Source organism: Streptomyces sp. NPDC002088, from assembly GCF_040296605.1.
In the GTDB taxonomy this organism is placed as follows: domain Bacteria; phylum Actinomycetota; class Actinomycetes; order Streptomycetales; family Streptomycetaceae; genus Streptomyces.
The window spans coordinates 24,939-43,181 of the sequence record NZ_JBEOXO010000047.1 but is presented as its reverse complement, the minus strand read 5'-3'; the positions used below and the strand labels follow the sequence as shown (position 1 = coordinate 43,181).

The 18,243-nt window shown below is 68.0% G+C and carries 15 protein-coding genes and 1 pseudogene; 9 read left to right on the top strand and 7 right to left on the bottom strand.

The window, feature by feature from the left end; genetic code table 11:
* Positions 1-232 precede the first annotated feature (232 nt).
* Positions 233-1,165: a DNA-3-methyladenine glycosylase family protein gene (locus ABT114_RS47530; protein WP_351152822.1), complete on the top strand. Its 933-nt coding sequence runs from the start codon at positions 233-235 to the stop codon at positions 1,163-1,165.
* Between the two features lie 193 nt (positions 1,166-1,358).
* A complete protein-coding gene (locus tag ABT114_RS47525; protein ID WP_351152830.1) occupies positions 1,359-1,526 on the top strand; it encodes a hypothetical protein in 168 nt (55 codons plus the stop codon).
* Here ABT114_RS47525 and ABT114_RS47520 read toward each other — a convergent pair.
* From ABT114_RS47520 to ABT114_RS47500, 5 genes and pseudogenes are all read right to left on the bottom strand, one after another.
* Positions 1,500-1,880 (bottom strand): annotated as a pseudogene (locus ABT114_RS47520) (transposase); the annotation flags it as partial. The gene ABT114_RS47525 and the pseudogene ABT114_RS47520 sit on opposite strands and share 27 nt — an antisense overlap.
* A 147-nt stretch (positions 1,881-2,027) precedes the next feature.
* Positions 2,028-2,444, bottom strand: a complete 417-nt coding sequence (locus tag ABT114_RS47515) for an SgcJ/EcaC family oxidoreductase (protein WP_351152819.1) — start codon at positions 2,442-2,444, stop codon at positions 2,028-2,030.
* A gap of 347 nt (positions 2,445-2,791) precedes the next feature.
* Entirely contained in the window at positions 2,792-4,075 is a 1,284-nt protein-coding gene (locus tag ABT114_RS47510) for a cation:proton antiporter (protein WP_351152816.1), read from the bottom strand.
* Positions 4,076-4,322: 247 nt separating this feature from the next.
* Positions 4,323-5,690: a cytochrome P450 gene (locus ABT114_RS47505; RefSeq protein WP_351152813.1), complete on the bottom strand. Its 1,368-nt coding sequence runs from the start codon at positions 5,688-5,690 to the stop codon at positions 4,323-4,325.
* Positions 5,687-6,871, bottom strand: coding sequence for a DUF1702 family protein (locus ABT114_RS47500; protein ID WP_351152810.1), 1,185 nt, complete (start codon positions 6,869-6,871; stop codon positions 5,687-5,689). Before ABT114_RS47500 ends, ABT114_RS47505 begins: the two co-directional genes overlap by 4 nt.
* A 136-nt stretch (positions 6,872-7,007) precedes the next feature.
* Here ABT114_RS47500 and ABT114_RS47495 point away from each other — a divergent pair, with 136 nt between their 5' ends.
* The 4 genes from ABT114_RS47495 to ABT114_RS47480 all read left to right on the top strand — a co-directional run bounded on the left by ABT114_RS47495 (position 7,008) and on the right by ABT114_RS47480 (position 10,935).
* Positions 7,008-7,973, top strand: coding sequence for a sigma-70 family RNA polymerase sigma factor (locus ABT114_RS47495; RefSeq protein WP_351152807.1), 966 nt, complete (start codon positions 7,008-7,010; stop codon positions 7,971-7,973).
* 160 nt (positions 7,974-8,133) lie between these two features.
* Positions 8,134-9,450, top strand: a complete 1,317-nt coding sequence (locus tag ABT114_RS47490) for an ABC1 kinase family protein (RefSeq protein ID WP_351152804.1) — start codon at positions 8,134-8,136, stop codon at positions 9,448-9,450.
* 34 nt (positions 9,451-9,484) lie between these two features.
* The gene (locus tag ABT114_RS47485) at positions 9,485-10,069 is read left to right on the top strand and encodes a carboxymuconolactone decarboxylase family protein (protein ID WP_351152801.1); all 585 of its coding nucleotides are present in this window, start codon (positions 9,485-9,487) and stop codon (positions 10,067-10,069) included.
* Entirely contained in the window at positions 10,066-10,935 is an 870-nt protein-coding gene (locus tag ABT114_RS47480; RefSeq protein WP_351152798.1) for an SDR family NAD(P)-dependent oxidoreductase, read from the top strand. Before ABT114_RS47485 ends, ABT114_RS47480 begins: the two co-directional genes overlap by 4 nt.
* 63 nt (positions 10,936-10,998) lie before the next feature.
* Here ABT114_RS47480 and ABT114_RS47475 read toward each other — a convergent pair whose 3' ends face one another.
* Positions 10,999-12,546 (bottom strand): GMC family oxidoreductase, encoded by a 1,548-nt coding sequence (locus ABT114_RS47475; RefSeq protein WP_351152795.1) that lies wholly within the window; start codon positions 12,544-12,546, stop codon positions 10,999-11,001.
* A gap of 214 nt (positions 12,547-12,760) precedes the next feature.
* Between ABT114_RS47475 and ABT114_RS47470 the strand changes: the two genes are divergently transcribed.
* A complete protein-coding gene (locus tag ABT114_RS47470; RefSeq protein WP_351152792.1) occupies positions 12,761-13,615 on the top strand; it encodes an SAM-dependent methyltransferase in 855 nt (284 codons plus the stop codon).
* Between the two features lie 41 nt (positions 13,616-13,656).
* Positions 13,657-14,856, top strand: a complete 1,200-nt coding sequence (locus ABT114_RS47465; protein ID WP_351152789.1) for an acyl-CoA dehydrogenase family protein — start codon at positions 13,657-13,659, stop codon at positions 14,854-14,856.
* Positions 14,857-14,918: 62 nt separating this feature from the next.
* On the opposite strand, the gene ABT114_RS47460 is transcribed toward ABT114_RS47465, so the two are convergent.
* Entirely contained in the window at positions 14,919-15,977 is a 1,059-nt protein-coding gene (locus ABT114_RS47460) for an LLM class flavin-dependent oxidoreductase (RefSeq protein ID WP_351152787.1), read from the bottom strand.
* Positions 15,978-16,130: 153 nt separating this feature from the next.
* Here ABT114_RS47460 and ABT114_RS47455 point away from each other — a divergent pair, with 153 nt between their 5' ends.
* Entirely contained in the window at positions 16,131-17,669 is a 1,539-nt protein-coding gene (locus ABT114_RS47455; RefSeq protein ID WP_351152784.1) for a GMC family oxidoreductase, read from the top strand.
* Positions 17,670-18,243: the final 574 nt, after the last annotated feature.

Below are 18,243 nucleotides of genomic sequence, written 5' to 3'. Positions count from 1 at the left end.
CCCCACCGGGCGGTGGTGCGGGGGGCGGCGCCGGGGGGGGGGGGGGGGGGGGTCGGGGTCCCCCCCGGCGCGGGGGGGCCCCCCCCGGGGGGGGCCCCCGGCGAGGCGGTCCTTACCGGTCGTCCCTCGCCCGCGCGGCATGCCTCCCACCGCGCCCCAAACATCCAGGCACCGTCGCGGATTGCGAGCTCGGCTGCGGACCGTCGGCGCGAGTCGATAATCTGCAGCAGCTATGTCTGCCCCCGCTACTCTGCGGCGCCGCTGGCGCCCACCCCGCCCCTACGACCTGCGCCGCTCGTTGCGCGTGCTGCAGTGTGGGCCCAAAGACCCGGCTTACCGCGTGGTCGGTGGCGCCGTCTGGCGAGCCAGTCGCACCCCCCTCGGCCCAGGCACGGTGCGGCTAGCTGCAGACGGCGATGAGGTGGCCGCCGAAGCCTGGGGCCCAGGTGCTGACTGGCTGCTTGACACCCTCCCCGCCCTGCTCGGTGCCGAAGACGAAGAGTCCGCAGCGGCCTTCGCCCCTCGCCATCTGGTCGTGGCCCGCGCCTGGAAACGGAACCCAGGCATCCGGCTCGTACGCACCGGCCGGATGCTGGAATCGCTAATCCCGGCGATCCTGGGCCAAAAGGTGACCACGGACGAGGCTTTCCGCGCCTGGCAGCTGCTCTTGCGGTGGCATGGAGAACCTGCCCCCGGCCCGGCCGCGGCGTTGCACATGTACGTGATGCCGGACGCACGCGGATGGGCGACCATCCCGTCCTGGGATTGGCACCGTGCGGGAGTGGATCAGAAGCGCTCAGGCACCGTAGTGCGTGCCGCACGGGTCGCGCACCGATTGGAAGAGGCGGCGGCGTTGGCACCACAGGCGGCCGCAGTTCGTCTCCAAACGGTCTCCGGCATCGGCCAGTGGACGGCGGCAGAAGCCATACAACGCGCCCTTGGCGCCCCGGACGCCGTGACAATAGGTGACCTACATCTGCCGCGCATCGTCGGCTACTTCCTCACGGGCGAAAGGGATGCCGACGATGCGCGGATGCTCGAGCTGCTGGAGCCGTACGCGGCGCAAGGGCAGCGCCACCGTGCCACCCGCTACATGACCCTGGCCGGCGCCATGCCCCCGCGCCGACAACCGAAACGGCAGATCTGGGACATCGCACAACTCTAGTGTGACCGCGACTGACGCCCCACCGTCCGCTTCCCCGGCCCGGGATCTCGTCAACCGTTCCCGAGCGACCTCAAAAACGGCAGGTATCTGGACATCCAGGCCGAGCTTGCGCGAACCGCACCAGCACCGGGGCTCGCCCGCCAACCGGAGGGCGCGCCACTGTGCCAGGGCATCAGGCTCCTGCGGCCTTCCGATGAATACCAGCTACCGCCGTGCGGACAGCACCGATGACTACGTGTGCACCCGCGCTCGCACCGACGCGGTGACCACACCGGGCTGCGGCTCCATCGCCACGGCCGCGGTGAACCCGGCCCTCGAACTCGTGTTGGCCGCCGTTGATGGCGTCCACGCACAGCACTGATAGAAACCGCCCGCGATCGAGCGGCCGGTTCTGCCATTCGGTCATGCCCTCGATCACCTCGCCGGTGATGTTGGCCCCACTGTGGGCGAGGCCCTCCGGCAGCACCATCTCGTCCACCCCGGACAGCCGCCGCTGACGCTACTCGACGATCCGCGGCTCCAACGTGCCGGCGGCGTCCCCGCGGCACCTGCCCCTCGACCTGGCCGACATCGGCCAACATGGTCATGGCCCCGGTGTCGTTGCGGCTGCTGCTGCCGCTGCTCTTCTCGGCCGGATCGTGTTTGTCATAGCCGAGGTGGTCGGTGATCTCACCCTCCAGGCGGTCTCCAGCGCCCGCTTCCAGTCCACGAGCATCGCGATCAACTGCTCGTCACTCGCCGTACCAGCCGGCACCTCGGCGGGCTCGACGCACTCGGACTCAGGGAACCCCGCGAGGCCGTTGAGCGGAAGGCGCCCCTCTTCCGCGGCGGCGGTAGAGGGGCGCCAAGCCGGCGGCGGTTCTCAGCCCCGGTTCATGACGGCAGGGGAGTTCTGGTAGGCCGCGAGCAGCCACTTGCCGCCCTGCCGGGTGAGCACCCAGCTCGCGATCACGACGCGGTCCTCCGGCACCTCGGTTTCGCCCGGGAAGAGGATGCCCGTCTCGCTGATGACCACAGCGGCGTCGTCGCTGAGGAAACGGATGTCCCGTACCTTGTCGGTAGTGGTCGAGCCCTTCAGGTAGGTGCTGAAGCCTGCCTTCATGCTCTCGCGGATCTCTTCCCGGGACTTCCGGTAGGACCCGGGCAGGATCGCGCTGGCGTCCTCGGTGTACTCGGCCACGAACGCATCAGCATCGTTGGCATTCCAGGCCTCGTAGACGCGCTGGAGCACGTTGCGGATGGCAGTCTCGTCAGCTGCACGCGTCTGGTTCGCAGTCAAGGTCTTCCTCGCTTCTTCGTACCGGTGCGGATTACCGCTTTGCGGCTTTCCGGGAGTCGTTTGCGCTCCGCAGATAGATACCGGCGGGGGGGCTGGAACTCATCGCGCCTACAGAGATATTTTCAAGAGCTGGTCAGCAGCCTTGTGACCAGTGGTGATGTGCGCGGGTCTGGTTGGCGTACCGTCCGGCGACGAGGCGACCAACCGCCTCCCAGGGTCCCACCGTACGGCGGCGGCCGCCCTGCAGCGGCTGAACGGACTCACGTGACGGGCGCGCGTGCTTGGGGACTGGCGCTATTCGTCGTGTCCGGTCAGCGGCAATACCGGGCGCATGGTCTCGGTGGCGGTCATAGAGAAGCCGTATTGGGTCGGGGGTCGAGCGGGCTCGGCTCCGGCTGAGCGGGCACCGGCTGCCGGGCGCGGTGCAACATGTGCCGCTCGAGGCGCTCCGGCAGCGCCCAGCGATACAGCGGCACAGCCCCTGCGCTGGTGATCACCGCGACCAGGACGAGCATCGAGAAGATCTCCTTTGTGATCATGCCTTGAGCGAGGCCGATGTTGATGAAGAGCAGGATCATCAGCCCACGCGCGTTCATCAGGCCACCTATCGCCCAGGACTCGCGCCAGGAGAAGCCGATGCCGCGCATGGCGGCCGCGCACCCGACGTACTTGCCGATGAAGCCCGCGGCAAGGATGGCCAGGAAGGGACCGAGCATGCTCCAGCCGGCCAATCCGCCTAGTTCCGTGTTGAGGCCGGAGAAGGCGAAGAAGATGGGCAGCAGCAGGACGCTGGTGAGGTCCATCATGCGGCTGTGCAGAGCCTCGCGGAAAGCTGCGTTGCGGGGCATGGAGAGCCCAGCGACAAAGCCGCCGAAGACCGAGTAGATGCCGATGTAGTCGGTGAACAGCCCGGCCAGAAGTACGATGCCGACGACGACGTACATCTGGTCGAAGCCGAATCGACCGGTGCGCTCAACCTGCGCACCCATCGGCCGCAGCATGCGGGCCACTGCGGTGAGCATGACGCCGACAAACACTGCGGTGAGTCCGATGGTGCGCAGTGCGGCCATGATTCCGGAGCCGCTGTGCATGGCGGACAACACGGCAAGGAAGCACCATGCCACGGCGTCGTCGACGGAGGCACCGAGCAGGGTCATGCGGCCAAGCCGGGAGTTCTCCAGCCGCCGCTCGTAGAGGATGCGGGCCAGCATCGGGAACGCTGTGATGGACAGTGCGCCGCCAAGAAAGAGCGCGAATTCGAAGGGGCTGACGTCGGGCCGGGAGAGCCGGTCGTGCAGTACATAGCCGACGCCCGCACCGAGCAGGAGAGACGGGAGGATGCCTGCGCCGGCCAGCACGGCAGCGTTCTTGGTGTCCCTCTTGGCGGTGCCGCCGCCGTGGTCGAAGCCGGCTCCGACGAGAAACATGAAGACAGTGAGTCCGATGGTGCTCAGCACATACAGGATGGGCTTCACCTCGGGCGCGAAGATGGCCTTCTGGGCGGCCGGGAACAAGGCGCCGAACAGGGTCGGTCCGAGCAGCACGCCGGCAACCATCTCGCCCAAGACGCGCGGCTGCTTCACCAGCAGGGCGAGTCGTCCGCACACGGCGGACGCGGCCAGAATGACCACGATCGCGGGCAGGACCTTGAGGACGAGTTGAAGGTTCTTGTCGGCGGTGGCGGTGGCCAGTTGATAGGTGCTGTGCTGCACGACGACTCCCGTGGTCATCCGGTGAGCGGGGCTGGGTGGGGCGGCTGGTCGGCCCGGTTCCGGGCGGGTAACGCGTCGGGATGGCCACCGTGCGGATGGTCAAGCTCTGCGTGCGGCGAGCGCCGATGGTGGCGCAGGCTCCGCGACTGCGGGCGGGACGCGTGGTTCATCGCGCGGGTTCGACGTTCATGGGCAGGCCGCCGCGGACCCGGAGAGTGAGCATCGGCTCGCCGGCGACCTCGTAGCCGGGGATGGTTCGCAGCCGCAGGTCCCGCGCCAGCATTGCGAGCACGATCGTTGCCTCCAGCATGCCCAGGCTGTTCCCGACACAGAATCGCGGGCCGGCCCCGAAGGGAATGTATGCGTAGCGATGCCGGCCGACTCGGGCCTCGGGGGAAAAGCGCTGGGGATCGAAGCGCTGTGGGTCCGGCCAGAAGGATGGGTGCCGGTGCAGCAGGAACGGGCAGATGAGCACGTCGGCGCGGGCTGGGATGCGGTAGCCAGCCACCTGGTCGGCGGCTTGTGCGATCCGGGGCAGGATCCACACGGGCGGATACAGCCGCATGACTTCTTCGAGCACCATCGTCGTGTAACGCAGTTGGTGCAGTGATTCAGCCGTCACCGGGCCGTGGCCGAGAACCTCAAGGGCCTCGGCGTGCACCTGTTCCCGGACTTCAGGGTGGCGGTCGAGGAGGTGGAGGGCCCAGCTCAGGGTGCTGGCCGTTGTCTCATGTCCGGCCAGCAGGAGGGTGACGAGTTCGTCGCGCATGCGTCGGCGCCCGAAGCGGGGGTCGGGCTCCTGGCGCACAGAGGTGATCAGGCGGCTGATGACGTCGTCGGTGCCGGGATGCCTCTCCCGCTGTGCAGCGAGCGTGTCAGTGATCCGCTGCAGGTATCGCTGCGCTTTGCGGAAGCGCAGTGCGCGCGGGAGGGGAAGCCACAGCGGGACCATTCCGAGCGACATCATCTCGAACATCGCCTGGTTCTGGACCGTCTCGAAGGCGTCGCCGACGGAGTCGAATGCTCCCAGGTCGGCGTCCAGCAGCGTGCGGCCGAGGACACCGAGGGTCAGCGCCGTCATCTCCTCTCGCATGTCGACGGGTCCGCTGCCGATGTGCGTGCGGAGCCGGCCAATCAGTGCCTCAGCCTCGGTGACGATCGACTCGGCTTGCCGGGCGATCCTCTTGGGTTGGAACACCGGTTGGATCACCTTGCGCTGCTTGCGCCACAGGTCGCCCTCGCTGGTCAGCAGGCCATCGCCCATCACCCGGCGGGCCTGTATCAGGCCGATGCCTTTGTGATAGTTGGCTGCGTTATCGGCTAGGACGTGGCGTGCGTGGTCGGGGTGGTTGAACAGGTACAACGTCTTGGGGCCGAGTGGTATGCGGGCCGCGTCGCCATAGTCGGCGGCGATCTGGTCCATCACCTCAAGCCGGTTGCGGATCATCCGTGGCAGCAGTGCGATGGCTGCGCTGCGGGGCGGGCCGGGCGGAACCCGGGGGCCTGGGGGCCGCGTGGTCGAGAGGCTCGTCATCGGAGATCACGGGCGGTGGCCGCGTCCTTGCCCGAGGTGAGGGATTCGGCGATGCGCTGGCGCCAGACCTCGAATGCCGGTTCACCGGCAGGCGTCGACTCCGAGCCGTCCGGCAATGAATCCATGCATATCCTGGCCGCGTTCTGCGGCGTGGTGCCGGCGAGTATCCGCGTGGCGAGCTCGGTGTGCGGCACGACCAGGTCGGCACGCACGCGGGCCGTCGCGGCGAACGCACTGGCCTGGGCGACTTCCGGCAAGTAGTGGCGGGCCCGCTGCTTGAATACCAGTAGTTCCGCTTCTTCCAGGCCTCCTGCGTAGGTCGCGGCGAGGCTTGCCCCGGCATAGAGGTCGGCGCGCCGCGATTGCGGGAAGGTGTCGACAGCGTCGGCCAGCCGGTGCGGATCGGCGCCGTTCACGAACCACATGGCGCGTCCGATGCCCTGGTCGATGACGCGATTTGCGTACGCCGGCGGGCCCTGCGGCGGCCAGGGGAAGTCGTGGCGCACGAACTGCCCGCGTACGTACTTGTCGGTGTGGAAGTACGCCTGGTGGAATCCGTATCCGTCCAGGATGAGCCACCGGTACACCGGATCCGGCAACGCGTTCACGGCCCGCTTCCACAGCATCGGCGGCACACGCCCCAGAGCCCAGCCGGCGCCGACGTAGACCAGGTAGATGTGGCTGTCGGCGCGTCCCTGCAGGAACCGGGCGTTGTAGCGCGTACGCGTCGGGGCGATGGCGTCACGGATCGCAAACGCCATGCCCGCCCCTTCGTAGGCGAAGCCACGGAACCGTCGTGGCACTTCGTCCAGGCCTCGCTCGGCGTTGCAGGGTTCATGCGCCTCAGCCGCGAGAGCAAATCCGGTGAGGAACGTGGCTCCAGCCTGCTCGAGCAGGTGCGTGGCTTCTGGGCTCTTCTCGTGGAAGCCGCGTCTCGACAGCTTCGTCTGCGACGTACTCGGTGTGAGAACGCGGCGCCGCAGCGCCGCCCACGTGCGGGCCAATGGCCTCCCCTTTCGGCGGAATGCGCGAATTCCCGGCGTCCCGGCCCATCGTTGCATCGGCCCGGATGCGGACCTACTCGCGGCTTGCCCGACGGGGAGCTGCGCGCGAACGGGGCAACGTGCAAGAAATGCGAGGTAGCAGGGCAGGAAGGCAAGTAGCGGCTGCTTGCGGGTCATCCGCAGGTGCAGCTTGTCCGTTGCACAACAGCAGGCGCATGACGTGAGCTGGGCTGTTCCCCTGAGAGGCGCCACCGCACCGCCACTTCCGTGCGATAGGGTGCCCGGCAAGGGGACGCATCGGAAGGGATCGGGCGTGGCGACCACGACGGAGGACTTCAACCGCCAACTCGAGCCACACCGGCCGGAACTGCTGGCGCACTGCTATCGGATGCTCGGCTCGGTGCACGACGCGGAGGACCTGGTTCAGGAGACGTATCTGCGGGCTTGGCGGGCCCGGGACCGGTACGATCACGCACGCGGTTCGCTGCGGACTTGGCTATATCGGATTGCAACCAACGCCTGCCTGAATGCTCTGGAGAGCCGCAGCCGCAGGCCGCTGCCGTCAGGCACCGTGGCAGAGAGCGACCCGCTCCAGCCGTTTGTCCATGGCGGCGAGGTCACCTGGCTGCAGCCGATCCCCGACGCCTTGCTGCACCTGGGAGACCCGGCCGGCTCAGCCGTCGATCGGAGCAGCCTGCGCCTGGCGTTCGTCGCCGCGCTGCAGCACCTCTCGGCGCGTCAGCGTGCTGTGTTGATCCTGCGCGAGGTGCTCGCCTTCTCGGCGGCCGAGACCGCGGACGTGCTGGACACGTCGGTCGCTTCGGTCAACAGCTCCCTGCAGCGGGCACGGGCGCGCCTGAAAGAAGCGGGCGTCCTGGAGGACCACGTCACGGAACCCTCCCAGACGGAGCAGCGGGCCTGCGTCGAACGCTATATGAAGGCCTTTGAGCAGGCGGACATCGAAGGACTCAAACAGCTCCTCGCCCACGATGTCCTCATGGAGATGCCGCCGATGCTCAATTGGTTTGTCGGTCGCGCCAATTACGCCCAGTTCATGGGCTGGGTCTTCGCCAAGGCAGGCAGCAGCTGGCGGCTGGACCCGATCGCGGCAAACGGCCAGCCCGGCTTCGCCGCCTATCGTCGCGGCGACAGCGGCGCGTACGAGTTGCACACCCTGCAGGTGTTCACCGTCACTGCCGCCGGCATCAGCAGAACCACCGTGTTCCAGGACGCCGAGGTCTTTGCGGCGTTCGGGCTGGATACCGTCAGCGCATCCTGACGGCGTCCGCGCACACCGCCGGTGTGCGCGGCGCCTACCTCGCACCCGCTGCGCCCCGAGGGCACCGTGGAAGTAGTGGACGTCCAGCCTGGGCCGCGACGATCGGGTCGGGCGACGACGGGTCGCCCTCACCATGACGTGCGACCAGCAGGGGGCGAACGTGCGAGTGATCCCGGCCCGGCTCATCGACCTGTCAGCCCTGGCACTGCGCTGCGGTCGCGTGAGCATGGTGATGCTCGGCTACGGCCTGGCTTTCGGCGCGTCCGCCGTCGCCGCGCGCTGGCGCCGCTCCCCGCACGCACGGGGTTTACGGAACGGCGACCGATGGGTCAGGATGCTCACGCATCTCGGACCCTCATACATCAAGATCGGCCAGCTGCTGAGCACCCGGCGAGACCTGCTGCCCGACGATGTCACCCAGGCACTGAGCCGGCTCACCGACGCCGTCCGGCCGCCGGGCCGACGCCGGATTGAACGCGCCGTTCGGCGCAGCTACCGCAACCGCCCGTGGCCGTTCCGCGAGTTCCACTGGGAGCCGCTCGCCTGCGGCAGCATCGCTACGGTGCATGAGGCGGTGACCCACGACGGTCGCCGTGTCGCGGTCAAAGTGCGGCGTCCTGGCATCGACCGGATGATGCAACGAGACTTTGCACTGACCGCGGCGATGATGGGCATGCTGGGTGTGCTCCCCCCGCTACGGCAGATGCCGTTCCGGCTCATGCACGCGCAGGTGGGCGGGGCGATCCTGCGGCAGCTGGACTTCGAGGCCGAGGCAGCATCGTTGACCGTGCTGCGGGACAACTTGGCGGACTTCGGGAACGTGCATATCCCCGCCCCGCTGCCCGAGCTGTGCACATCCGAGACCGTGGTCATGGAGTACATCGGCGACCTACGGCGGTTCGAACCCGACGAGCTGGCTGTCAACACGCGCCAGTCCGCTGTGCGTGCCGTCTTGGCCGCGGTCTACGAAATGCTGTTCGTCGACGGCATCGTGCACTGCGACATGCATCCCGGAAACATCTACCTCGACCGCGACGGCGGCCTGGTGATCCTCGATGCCGGTTTCGTCATCCGGCTGCCCGAGCCCGTGCGCCGGTCCTTTGCAGACTTCTTCATCAACATGGTGATGGGCGACGGCAGCATGTGCGCACAGATCGTCATCGACAGCGCAGCACAGATGGCCGACGACTGCGACCTCGAGGGCTTCCGCGCCAGCCTGCGAACGCTGGTCGAGGAGGCCTCCGGCGCCAAGTCCGGCGACTTCGACCTGGCGCGCTTCGCCGGCCGCCTGTTCGAGCTGCAGCGCCGCTTCGGGCTGTATCCGGTGCCCGAGTTCGCCTTCCCCCTGCTGTCGCTCCTGGTCATCGAAGGAATGATCAAGGCGTTCGACGCGGACGTCGACTTCCAGGCCGAGGCAATGCCCGTGCTGCGTCGCCGCAATCTCCCGCGCGTCGCCGCTGCCAACCTTGAGAGGTGAACTGAGCATGGACGATGCAACCGCCAACGTCCGAGTGCCACTGATCGCCGAGGAGGAGGCCGACGGCCGCCTCGCGGAACTCTACGACGAGATAAGGAAAGCCACCGACCTGCCGTTCGTCCCGGACATGTTCCGCCTCGCGTCCACCCGACCGGATCTCCTCGAGGTGATCCTGTCCGGCTACAAGGGCATCTTCCTCGACGGCATCCTGCCGCGGCAGACGAGGGAGCTGATCTCTGCCTGGACATCGAAAGTGAACCAATGCCCCTACTGCGTCGGCACCCACAGCTTCTTCCTGCAGGTCTTCGGCGGCCCCGAGGAGCTGGCGCAGGCGATCGCCACCGCCGACTCCCCGGACGACCTGCCAGTCGACGACCGCACCAAGGTGTTGCTGCATCTGCTGACCCGTCTCAGCCGGGAGCCGTACAAGATCACAGATGCGGATTGGCAGCAGACCCTGGAGGCCGGCTGGAGCTCCGATGAGCTGCTGGAGGCGTTCTTCACCACCGCGCTGTTCAACTTCATCACCCGCATGGTGGACGGCCTTGGGCTGGGAACCTCGGTGACGGCGAGCCGCATCTCACAACAGGATGTCCCCGCCTCCGGTGGCGACACATGAGCCCGTCCCGCGCGGTCCTGATCACCGGGGTGAACTCCCGCAGCGGGCTCTCCTCCGGTACCGGTCGCGCTACCGCCTTGCGTCTGCACCGTGCCGGCTGGCCGGTCTACGCCACCGGCCGCAGCACAGAAGGCCTGCAGGACCTGGCCGACGAGGGCATCACGACGCTGCGAGTCGACGTCACAGACGAGGAGTCGATGGCCGCCGCGGTCAAGCGTGTCACCGAGGAGCACGGCGCCGTCGGCGTCCTGGTCAACAACGCCGCATACAGCCTGAACGGCACGATAGGCGAGACGCCGATCGACGCGGTGCGCGCGCAGTTCGAGACCAACTTCTTCGGCCTGTCCCGCATGACGCAGCTGGTGCTGCCCGGCATGCGGGAGCAGCGCTCTGGCCGAATCGTCATGATGTCCTCGATCTTCGGTCTGTTCGCCACACCAGGGCGCGGCTACTACCAGGCCACCAAACATGCGCTGGAGGCCATCAGCGATTCGCTGCGGTTGGAGGTCGCGCCGGCCGGGATCAAGGTGGTGGTGATCGAGCCGTCGCCGATTCTCGGCTCGTTCGTGCCGACCACCGTGGACGATCTCGCTCTGGACGCAGACAGCGACCTGTACGCCGACTTCTGGGAACAGTTTGTCGAGTGGCACGGCGCATACCGCGAGGTGGAGCACCCCAAGGGGCGCGGTCGGACCTCCGTGCGAGCGGGCGATGTCGCCGCCGTCGTGGAGAAAGCGATCACTGCGGCCAGGCCGCGCATCCGGTACCGAATCGGCACCCCGGTCAGGCTGCTGCGGCCGCAGCGCGCAATCTTCGGCGACCGTGCGTGGGAGGCATTCGTGTCCCGGTTCTTCCCCACCCCCTGACACCTCCCCACAGAAGGGCGGCTCCGGATCCCTCGATCCGGAGCCGCCTTGTGTGTCAGCCGGTCACACGGCGCGGAGCCAATCCGCCGTCCGCTCCCCGATCATGATCGAGGTGAGATTGGTATTCGCGCGCACCGTCGCCGGCATGATCGACGCATCGCAGACGTACAGGGCATCCAGGCCGTGCACTGCGCCGCGCTCGTCGACGACGGCCGACGGGTCGGAGGACGGCCCCATCCGGACGGTGCCCACCGGATGATAGGCGCTGTCCAGGCTCGTCTTGACGTACTGCCGCACCATGTCATCGTTGTCGATCATGGCGTCGCGAAGCACCACGAAGCCTTGCCCCAGCGAGGCGATGCCGGGATGCTGCGCCAGCCGCCACGCGGTGCGGACACCATCCATGAGAATGTCGATCTCGCGCTCAGTGTCGAGGAAGTTCAGCTCAATCGCCGGCAGCGCCGTAGGGTCGGCGGAGGACAGCGTGATCCTGCCGCGGGAGCCGGGACGCTGCGCCACCACCATCACGCCGAGGATCTCGTCGGCGCCGGCCAGCATCTGCAGTTCCGGGAAAGGCGCCAGGCCAAAGTAGTTGACCATGTAGTACTGCAGGTCGTTGAACTCGCCCGAGACCGGCGAGGTGGTCCGCAGGATCTCCTGCAGGAACGGTTGGCTCGGATCGGTGGCACCTGGCTGCGCCACCATGAACGCGCCGGTGCGCTGGTGGTCGACCAGGTTCGCGCCGACGCCGGCGGCATCCGCTCGGATGTCTATGCCATGCCGGCGCAGGTCCTCCGCGGGGCCGATACCGGAACGCAGCAGAATCATTGGGGAGGCGACCGCACCGGCGGCCAGTACGATCCGGTTGGCCTCGATGAGCTCGTAGGAGCCCCCGGCTATCGCCGCCATCACGCCGATCGCCTTGGAACCACGGAACACCACCCGGTCGACCATCGTGTGGGCCCTGACTTCGAGGTTGTTACGCCCCCTGGCCTGCGCGAGGTACGTCGTCGCAGTGGTGGCCCGCATCTCGTGGTCTGGCCGGCTGGATGGAATCGGCCCGACACCGGTGGCCTCAGGATGATTGTGATCTTTAACCTCGGGAAACCCCGCTTGCACGCACGCTTCGACGAATGCCGTCTGCCCCGGTGCCAGTTCCTCGGGCCGCCACCGGCGGATCGGGATCGGGCCGCCGCAGCCATGGAACTCGCTCTCACCGAAGTCGAGATCATCTTCGAGTTTCTGGAAGTAGGGAAGAACCTGCGACCAGGACCAGGCTGGGTTGCCGACGGCCGCCCAGGCGTCGTAATCGGCCGGTATGCCGCGCAGCGCGACCGTTGCGCCGACGGCCGAGGATCCGCCAGTGGTCTTGCCGCGCGGGTAGCGGATCTTGCGGCCGTCCCGGACGTCGGCGCGGATATCCCAGTCGTGGTCCACGAACGACATGCTCCGGCCGTAGCGGATGTCCTCCGGTGTGCGTTGCGCTGCGGTGTAGTCCGGGCCTGCCTCCAAAAGGAGCACCCGTCGGCCGGGGTCCTCGGTCAGCCGGGCCGCTAGCGCCGCACCGGCCGATCCGGCGCCGACGATGATGTCGTCATACTGAGCCGTCATATCTGTCCTCGGGAGCTCGGGCGCTTCAGGCGCGAGGTTCGGCCAACTCCCGGCGAGCGTCGCACCGGCTGGCTGGTGCGTACTACTCACTCATTGCCTGGCGGCGATCGCTCCCGGCAAGGGCACGCACGGAGAAGCCGGGCGTGCTGCCGGTGGCCACTCTGGACATGTCCGGCCACCAGGGCCGGAGCTTTGAGGACTGGAGGGCGGCAGCGTGTCAGACAAGGCTGCGTCAGCGAGTCAAGGCGCGACGATCACAGTGGCGGCTCCCCCGGGCGTCGACCCACAGACCCCGCATGTTCCGCGGGTGATGGACTATCTGCTCGGCGGTGGCGCCAATTTCGAGACCGACCGGCAGGTTGCCGCCTTCGCCTTCGCCAACTGGCCTGGTGAGACCGGTGGAGTCGAAGGTGTGAAGGTCGACATCAAGCATGCGCGTGACGCGCTGGGCCGGGTCGTGCGCTATCTGGCCTCCAACTTCGGCATCACACAGTTCCTGGACATAGCCAGCGGACTGCCGACCATGGGCAATGTGCACCTGGCGGCGCGTGAGGTAACCCCGGATGCGAAAGTCGTCTACGTCGACAACGATCCGCAGGTGGTAGCACACGCCGAGCACCTGCTGGCGGCCGAGACCGACGGCAGCGTGGTGTTTCTGCAGGACGATTTCCACGCCGCCGAAAGCGTATTGGGACGCGCCGAACAGACGCTGGACTTCTCCCGCCCGGTCGCCTTGATTCTGTTCGGCATGCTTCATTTCGTGGAGGACTTCGGTGAGGGCGCGCGCCTGCTGGACACCTACCTCGACCGCATGATGCCCGGAAGCTTCGTCGCCGTGTCGCACTTCGCCAAGGACGATGAAGACACAGCGATGAACGCCACCCTGGACGCGCTCGACAAGCAGCTGGGCGAGGCCGTGGTCCGCCGCACCAGGGGCGAGGTCGCGCGCTTCTTCGACGGTCTTGATCAGGTGGAGCCCGGTGTCGTGGAGACGCAGAACTGGCGCCCGGTCGACACCTCGGGCCCCAAGCCGCTGCCGATGTGGGTCGGCGTCGCCCGTAAGCGCTGAACCCGAGCCCAACCGATGCGGACACGAAGGGAACGTCTCGCGTGAGCGACCATCGACAGCGGCCGCGGCTGCCCGAGCCGCCCGTACCGCCCGAGCAGGCCGATTGGCTGGCCCGCGTGGAGAAGCTCGCCCCGCTCATTGAGCGGCACCGCGAGGAGGCCGAGCACACCCGTCAGATGCCGCGCCCGGTATTCGAGGCGCTACGCGATGAGGGCTTCACCCGGATGTGGGTCTCCCGCACGTTCGGTGGGCAGCAGGTCGCCCTGGACACCGGCATGGCCGTCCTGGAGGCTCTGGCCCGCCTGGACGCGTCAGTCTCCTGGCAGACCGGCGTGCAGGGCGCCATCGGCAGGCTGTCCGACTACCTGCCCGAAGAGAGCTCACGTCGGCTGTTCCTGGACAGCGACGGCTTTGTCGTCGGCGGCGTCAAGCCGTCCGGACTGGCGGAGCCGGTCGATGGCGGCTACCTGCTGCGCGGCGAATGGGCTATGGCCAGCGGCTCGGCGCACGCCGACTGGCTGGTCTGCACAGCCCTGGTCAGCAAGGACTGGGAGCCGGTCATGACGCCGGCCGGTCCGGACATCATCATGCTGTTCGTGCCGACATCCGCAGTGCAGTACCGCGACACCTGGTTCACTGTCGGCCTGCGCGGCACTGGCAGCAACCATTTTCGGATCGACGAGCGGTTCGTGCCGGACGAACTAGCCGTGCGCAAGGCACGGATGGCCAAGGCCCCTCCGGCGCGGGCATCACGCGGCTATCCGATCGGGTACTTCGACTTCGGCCCGTTCTCCACCGCACCAGTAGCGTTGGGCATTGCGCGGGACGCGCTGGACACCTTCCATGAAACCGCGCACGCAAAGACCCCGGCCAGCGGAACGCAGACGCTGGCGGCGAACCACGTAGTGCAGGAGCGATTCGCACGGGCAGAGATCGCCGTGTACTCGACGCGGCTGCTGCTGCACGAGGCGGCGCGGCAGATCGTTGCAGCGGCCGGGGAAGGCGGCGACGAGCTCAGCGCGTTGATTCGCCTGGCATCGGCATCGCTCGCCGAGAGTACGACCGCGGCCGTGGAGGCAACGTACACGCTGGCCGGGACTACCTCGCTGTATGCGACGAGCCGGTTGGAGCGCTGCTTCCGCGACATGCACTCGGTGACGAAGCACATCGCGCTGTCGTACACCCATTTCGAGACGGTCGGCGACTACCTGATGAACGATGACCTTGTGATGCGTCGCTGAGCAGCTGCCTCGGGTGCCATACGCCGCGCGATCGGCCCGATCGCGCGGCGTATGGCATGTCATCAGGATGCGAATGCCTCACACACGGCCATCAGGCTGTCGCGGAATCCGCCCTGCGGCATGCCCTTGCCGGCGCAGAACAGCAGCGGCTCGTCGTAGAGACCGTCGAACATCGCGGCGTAGCGCTCGAGGGCCTCCTTCGGGGTGCCGTAAGCGGCGAGTACGTCGAGCATCCGGTCCGAGACCGCAGCCACAGCCGCAGGAACGTCGCGGCGTGCGAGGGCGTCGCGGATGTCGGCGGCTTCGGCCCCGAAGCCGTGGAAGGCCATCAGCGGGGCGGCCGATGGCCGGGCGGCAAAGACGGCGACCTGTTGGGCGGCGAAGACCCGCGCCTGGGCGGAGTGCTCACCGACCGCACAAATGATCACGCCCGTGATCGGGATCGGCCCGGCCCGGCCGGCTCGCGCCGCGGCAGCGTCCAGTGCGGGACGCACCTTCTCCTCGACGAACGCGCGACTGCACAGCGGCAGGCCGATCAAGCCGTCGGCCACGGCGCCCGCGGCGCTGATCATTGGGCGGCGGCCTCCCGCCACGAGGATCGCCGGCCGGGAGTGACCGCGCTGTCCGGATGCGTCGGCATCCGCCAGCGGCCATGCCGGAAGCAGCGGATCGGCCGCGAGCCGACAGCGATAGAACTCGCCGTCGTGTTCCACCGCGGTGGTGTCGAGCTCCCAGATCCGCCGGATCAGCGGTACCAGCTCCGCCAGTCGTGCCGCGGGCCGCCGTTCGTCCGCCCCATGCCAATCCGCAATGACCTGCTGATTTCCCGTGCCCAGGCCGAGGGTGATGCGTCCCGGCGCGAGCTCGGCCAGCGACCGGAATTCCGTCGCCAAGGTCACCGGGGTACGGCCCAGACCCCAGGCGATGGCCGAGCCGAGCCGAATCCTCGAGGTGGCGGCCGCCGCAGCAGCCAGTGTCACCACCGCAGAGCGATCGTAGAACTCGCTCGACCAGAACGACGCCAGTCCCCGCCGTTCCGCCTCCTGGGCGACCTGCACGGCCAGCGGCACAGTTCCGGCCTGAATCGCCAACCCCGGCCTCGCCATCGCTGCATCTTCCACAGCACTCTCCCCTTCCGATCGGCGTGATGCCCCATCTGGATCTGGACGCTATGGCCGAGTCCGGTGCCCGACTACTTCGACGCTGCGCAAGTCGGAAGAAGCCGTGAAGGCCCGATGCAAGCAGGCTGAAGTGAGTGAGGGAAGGAGAGAGGGATGCGGCGTTTCGACGACATCGTGGTGGGCGCAGGCGGCGCGGGAGCCGTTCTTGCGGCGCGGCTGAGTGAGGAGGGCGGCAGGCGCGTCGCCCTGATCGAGGCCGGGCCGCACTACGGGGACACCGCTGCCACGCCCGCGGACCTGCTCGACGGCAACGCCATGTCGCTCGTTCAGCATTCCTGGGGTCTGACCGCGGCTCTGACCGCTCGTCGCCGCGTTCCGTTCCCCCAAGGCAAGGTGACCGGCGGCTCGTCGGCTGTAGGGAACACAGTCGCCATCAGGGGTACCCCCGCCGACTACGACGAGTGGGCTGCCCTCGGCAACCCACTGTGGTCCTGGGAGCAGACCCTGCCGACACTGACTGCGCTCGAGGATGACCTGGACTACGGAGACCGTGAGTTTCACGCGGCCGGCGGTCCGATCCCCATCCGGCGCTGGCGGGCGCATGAACTGACACCACTTCAGCAGGCCTTCCTGGACGGCTGCACGGCCGCCGGGCATTCCTACGTCGCCGATCACAACCACCCCGCGTCCAGCGGGGTGGGGGCAATCCCGTCGACCCGGCGAGACGCCTCGGTGCGGGTGTCCACGGCGATGGCTTATCTGTGGCCCGCCCGGGACCGATCCAACCTGGAGATCATCCCCGGCTGTCGCGTCGACCGGGTCCTGATGCGCGATCAGCAGGCGGTCGGGGTTGTTGTCGACGGCGAGGAACTCTCCGCACGACGCGTGATTCTCGCTGCGGGTGCAATCGGCTCCCCGGCGCTGCTGTGGCGTTCCGGTGTGGGGCCGGCTGACGAACTGCGCCGCCTGGGCATAGGCGTCCACGCCGACCTGCCGGGCGTCGGCGCCGGGCTGATCGATCAGCCACGCATCGGGGTGTTCCTCAGTCCCAAGCCGGACGCGGCCGGCGAGGGCGCTCCCACCGGCCAGATTGTGCTGCGCACCACGTCATCGTCCGGCAGTACGTCCCGCTTCAATGACATGTACTACGCGATGGTCAACCGGTTCGACCTCACACACCACTTCCCGAAGCTGCGTGAGGTCGCCGGGGCGCGGAGCGTCTTCGGTGTGATGGCGGTGGCCAGACGCCCGCACTCGCGCGGGCGCGTCTTTCTGGAGTCGGCCGATCCGAGTACGCCGCCGCGGATCGACCTCGGCTACCTCACTGACGAACGCGACTACCCGCTGCTGGCCGAGGCCGTGCGCGGCTGCTGGGATCTGGCTCATTCTCCGAAGATTCTCGACCAGGGTCAGGAGGTGGTCCTGGTGGAGCAGAAGACCCTCAGCGACGAGGAATTGATGCGCAACTACATCGACGACGCCGTGGACTCCGCATACAACCCGGTCGGCACCGCGCGGATGGGCCCGGAAAGCGACGAGACCGCGGTCGTCGACCAACGCTGCGCCGTCCACGGCGTCGGCGGACTCTACGTCGCCGATGCCTCGGTGATGCCGGCCATGGTGTGTGCCAACACGCTGCTCAGCGTGGTGATGATCGCCGAGAGGGCGGCAGGGTTCCTGGCTTGCCGGTGACCGTTTCACAGCGGCCTGCTCTGCGATGAGGGCCCTGCGCATGCGCCCGCTCAGGACAACGGCGGGGCATTGGGCTGGCTGTGCCGTCGCTTCGCCGGCCGTTGAAGCCGGCCGGTGGCCAGTATTCGGAGGTCCCGCCCGCGCCTCGGCCTCGCATGCGCGTCGTGTCCGGGAGGTCCACCCCGTTCGAGTGCTGCAGTCGCCGTCAACGACGCTCGGGCCGAAGTGCCGCCAGCAGCATGAGAGGACAGGCCGCCGGGGCGGGCGCGGGCATCGCGGTTGGCATCGTCGATGTGATCGGCCGCGCGTCGGACCGGCCGTCCCACGCGCGTCCATCCTCCGGGTCGCGGGATGAATACCGGGCATCGGACATACCAGGACGCGATCGCACTTTCCGTGCGCTAATGCGGTGGACTGCGACATTTTCTTCTTCGCTGCTTCATTTTCGACGGAACCGTAACCCCTGTACAGCAACGCGACCGGTGTCTTGGTGCGCAGCGTCTTTACCAAAGTTTGCCGAATTCACAGGCATAGTCCGCTGACATGCTTGATCCTCGCCAAGAGGGCAGCCAGG

Coding starts and splice junctions, on each gene's coding strand:
- ABT114_RS47480 (WP_351152798.1), top strand. CDS start 10,066: ATGAGCCCGTCCCGCGCGGTCCTGATCACCGGGGTGAACTCCCGCAGC.
- ABT114_RS47505 (WP_351152813.1), bottom strand. CDS start 5,690: ATGACGAGCCTCTCGACCACGCGGCCCCCAGGCCCCCGGGTTCCGCCC.
- ABT114_RS47475 (WP_351152795.1), bottom strand. CDS start 12,546: ATGACGGCTCAGTATGACGACATCATCGTCGGCGCCGGATCGGCCGGT.
- ABT114_RS47500 (WP_351152810.1), bottom strand. CDS start 6,871: ATGACCCGCAAGCAGCCGCTACTTGCCTTCCTGCCCTGCTACCTCGCA.
- ABT114_RS47455 (WP_351152784.1), top strand. CDS start 16,131: ATGCGGCGTTTCGACGACATCGTGGTGGGCGCAGGCGGCGCGGGAGCC.
- ABT114_RS47525 (WP_351152830.1), top strand. CDS start 1,359: ATGAATACCAGCTACCGCCGTGCGGACAGCACCGATGACTACGTGTGC.
- ABT114_RS47530 (WP_351152822.1), top strand. CDS start 233: ATGTCTGCCCCCGCTACTCTGCGGCGCCGCTGGCGCCCACCCCGCCCC.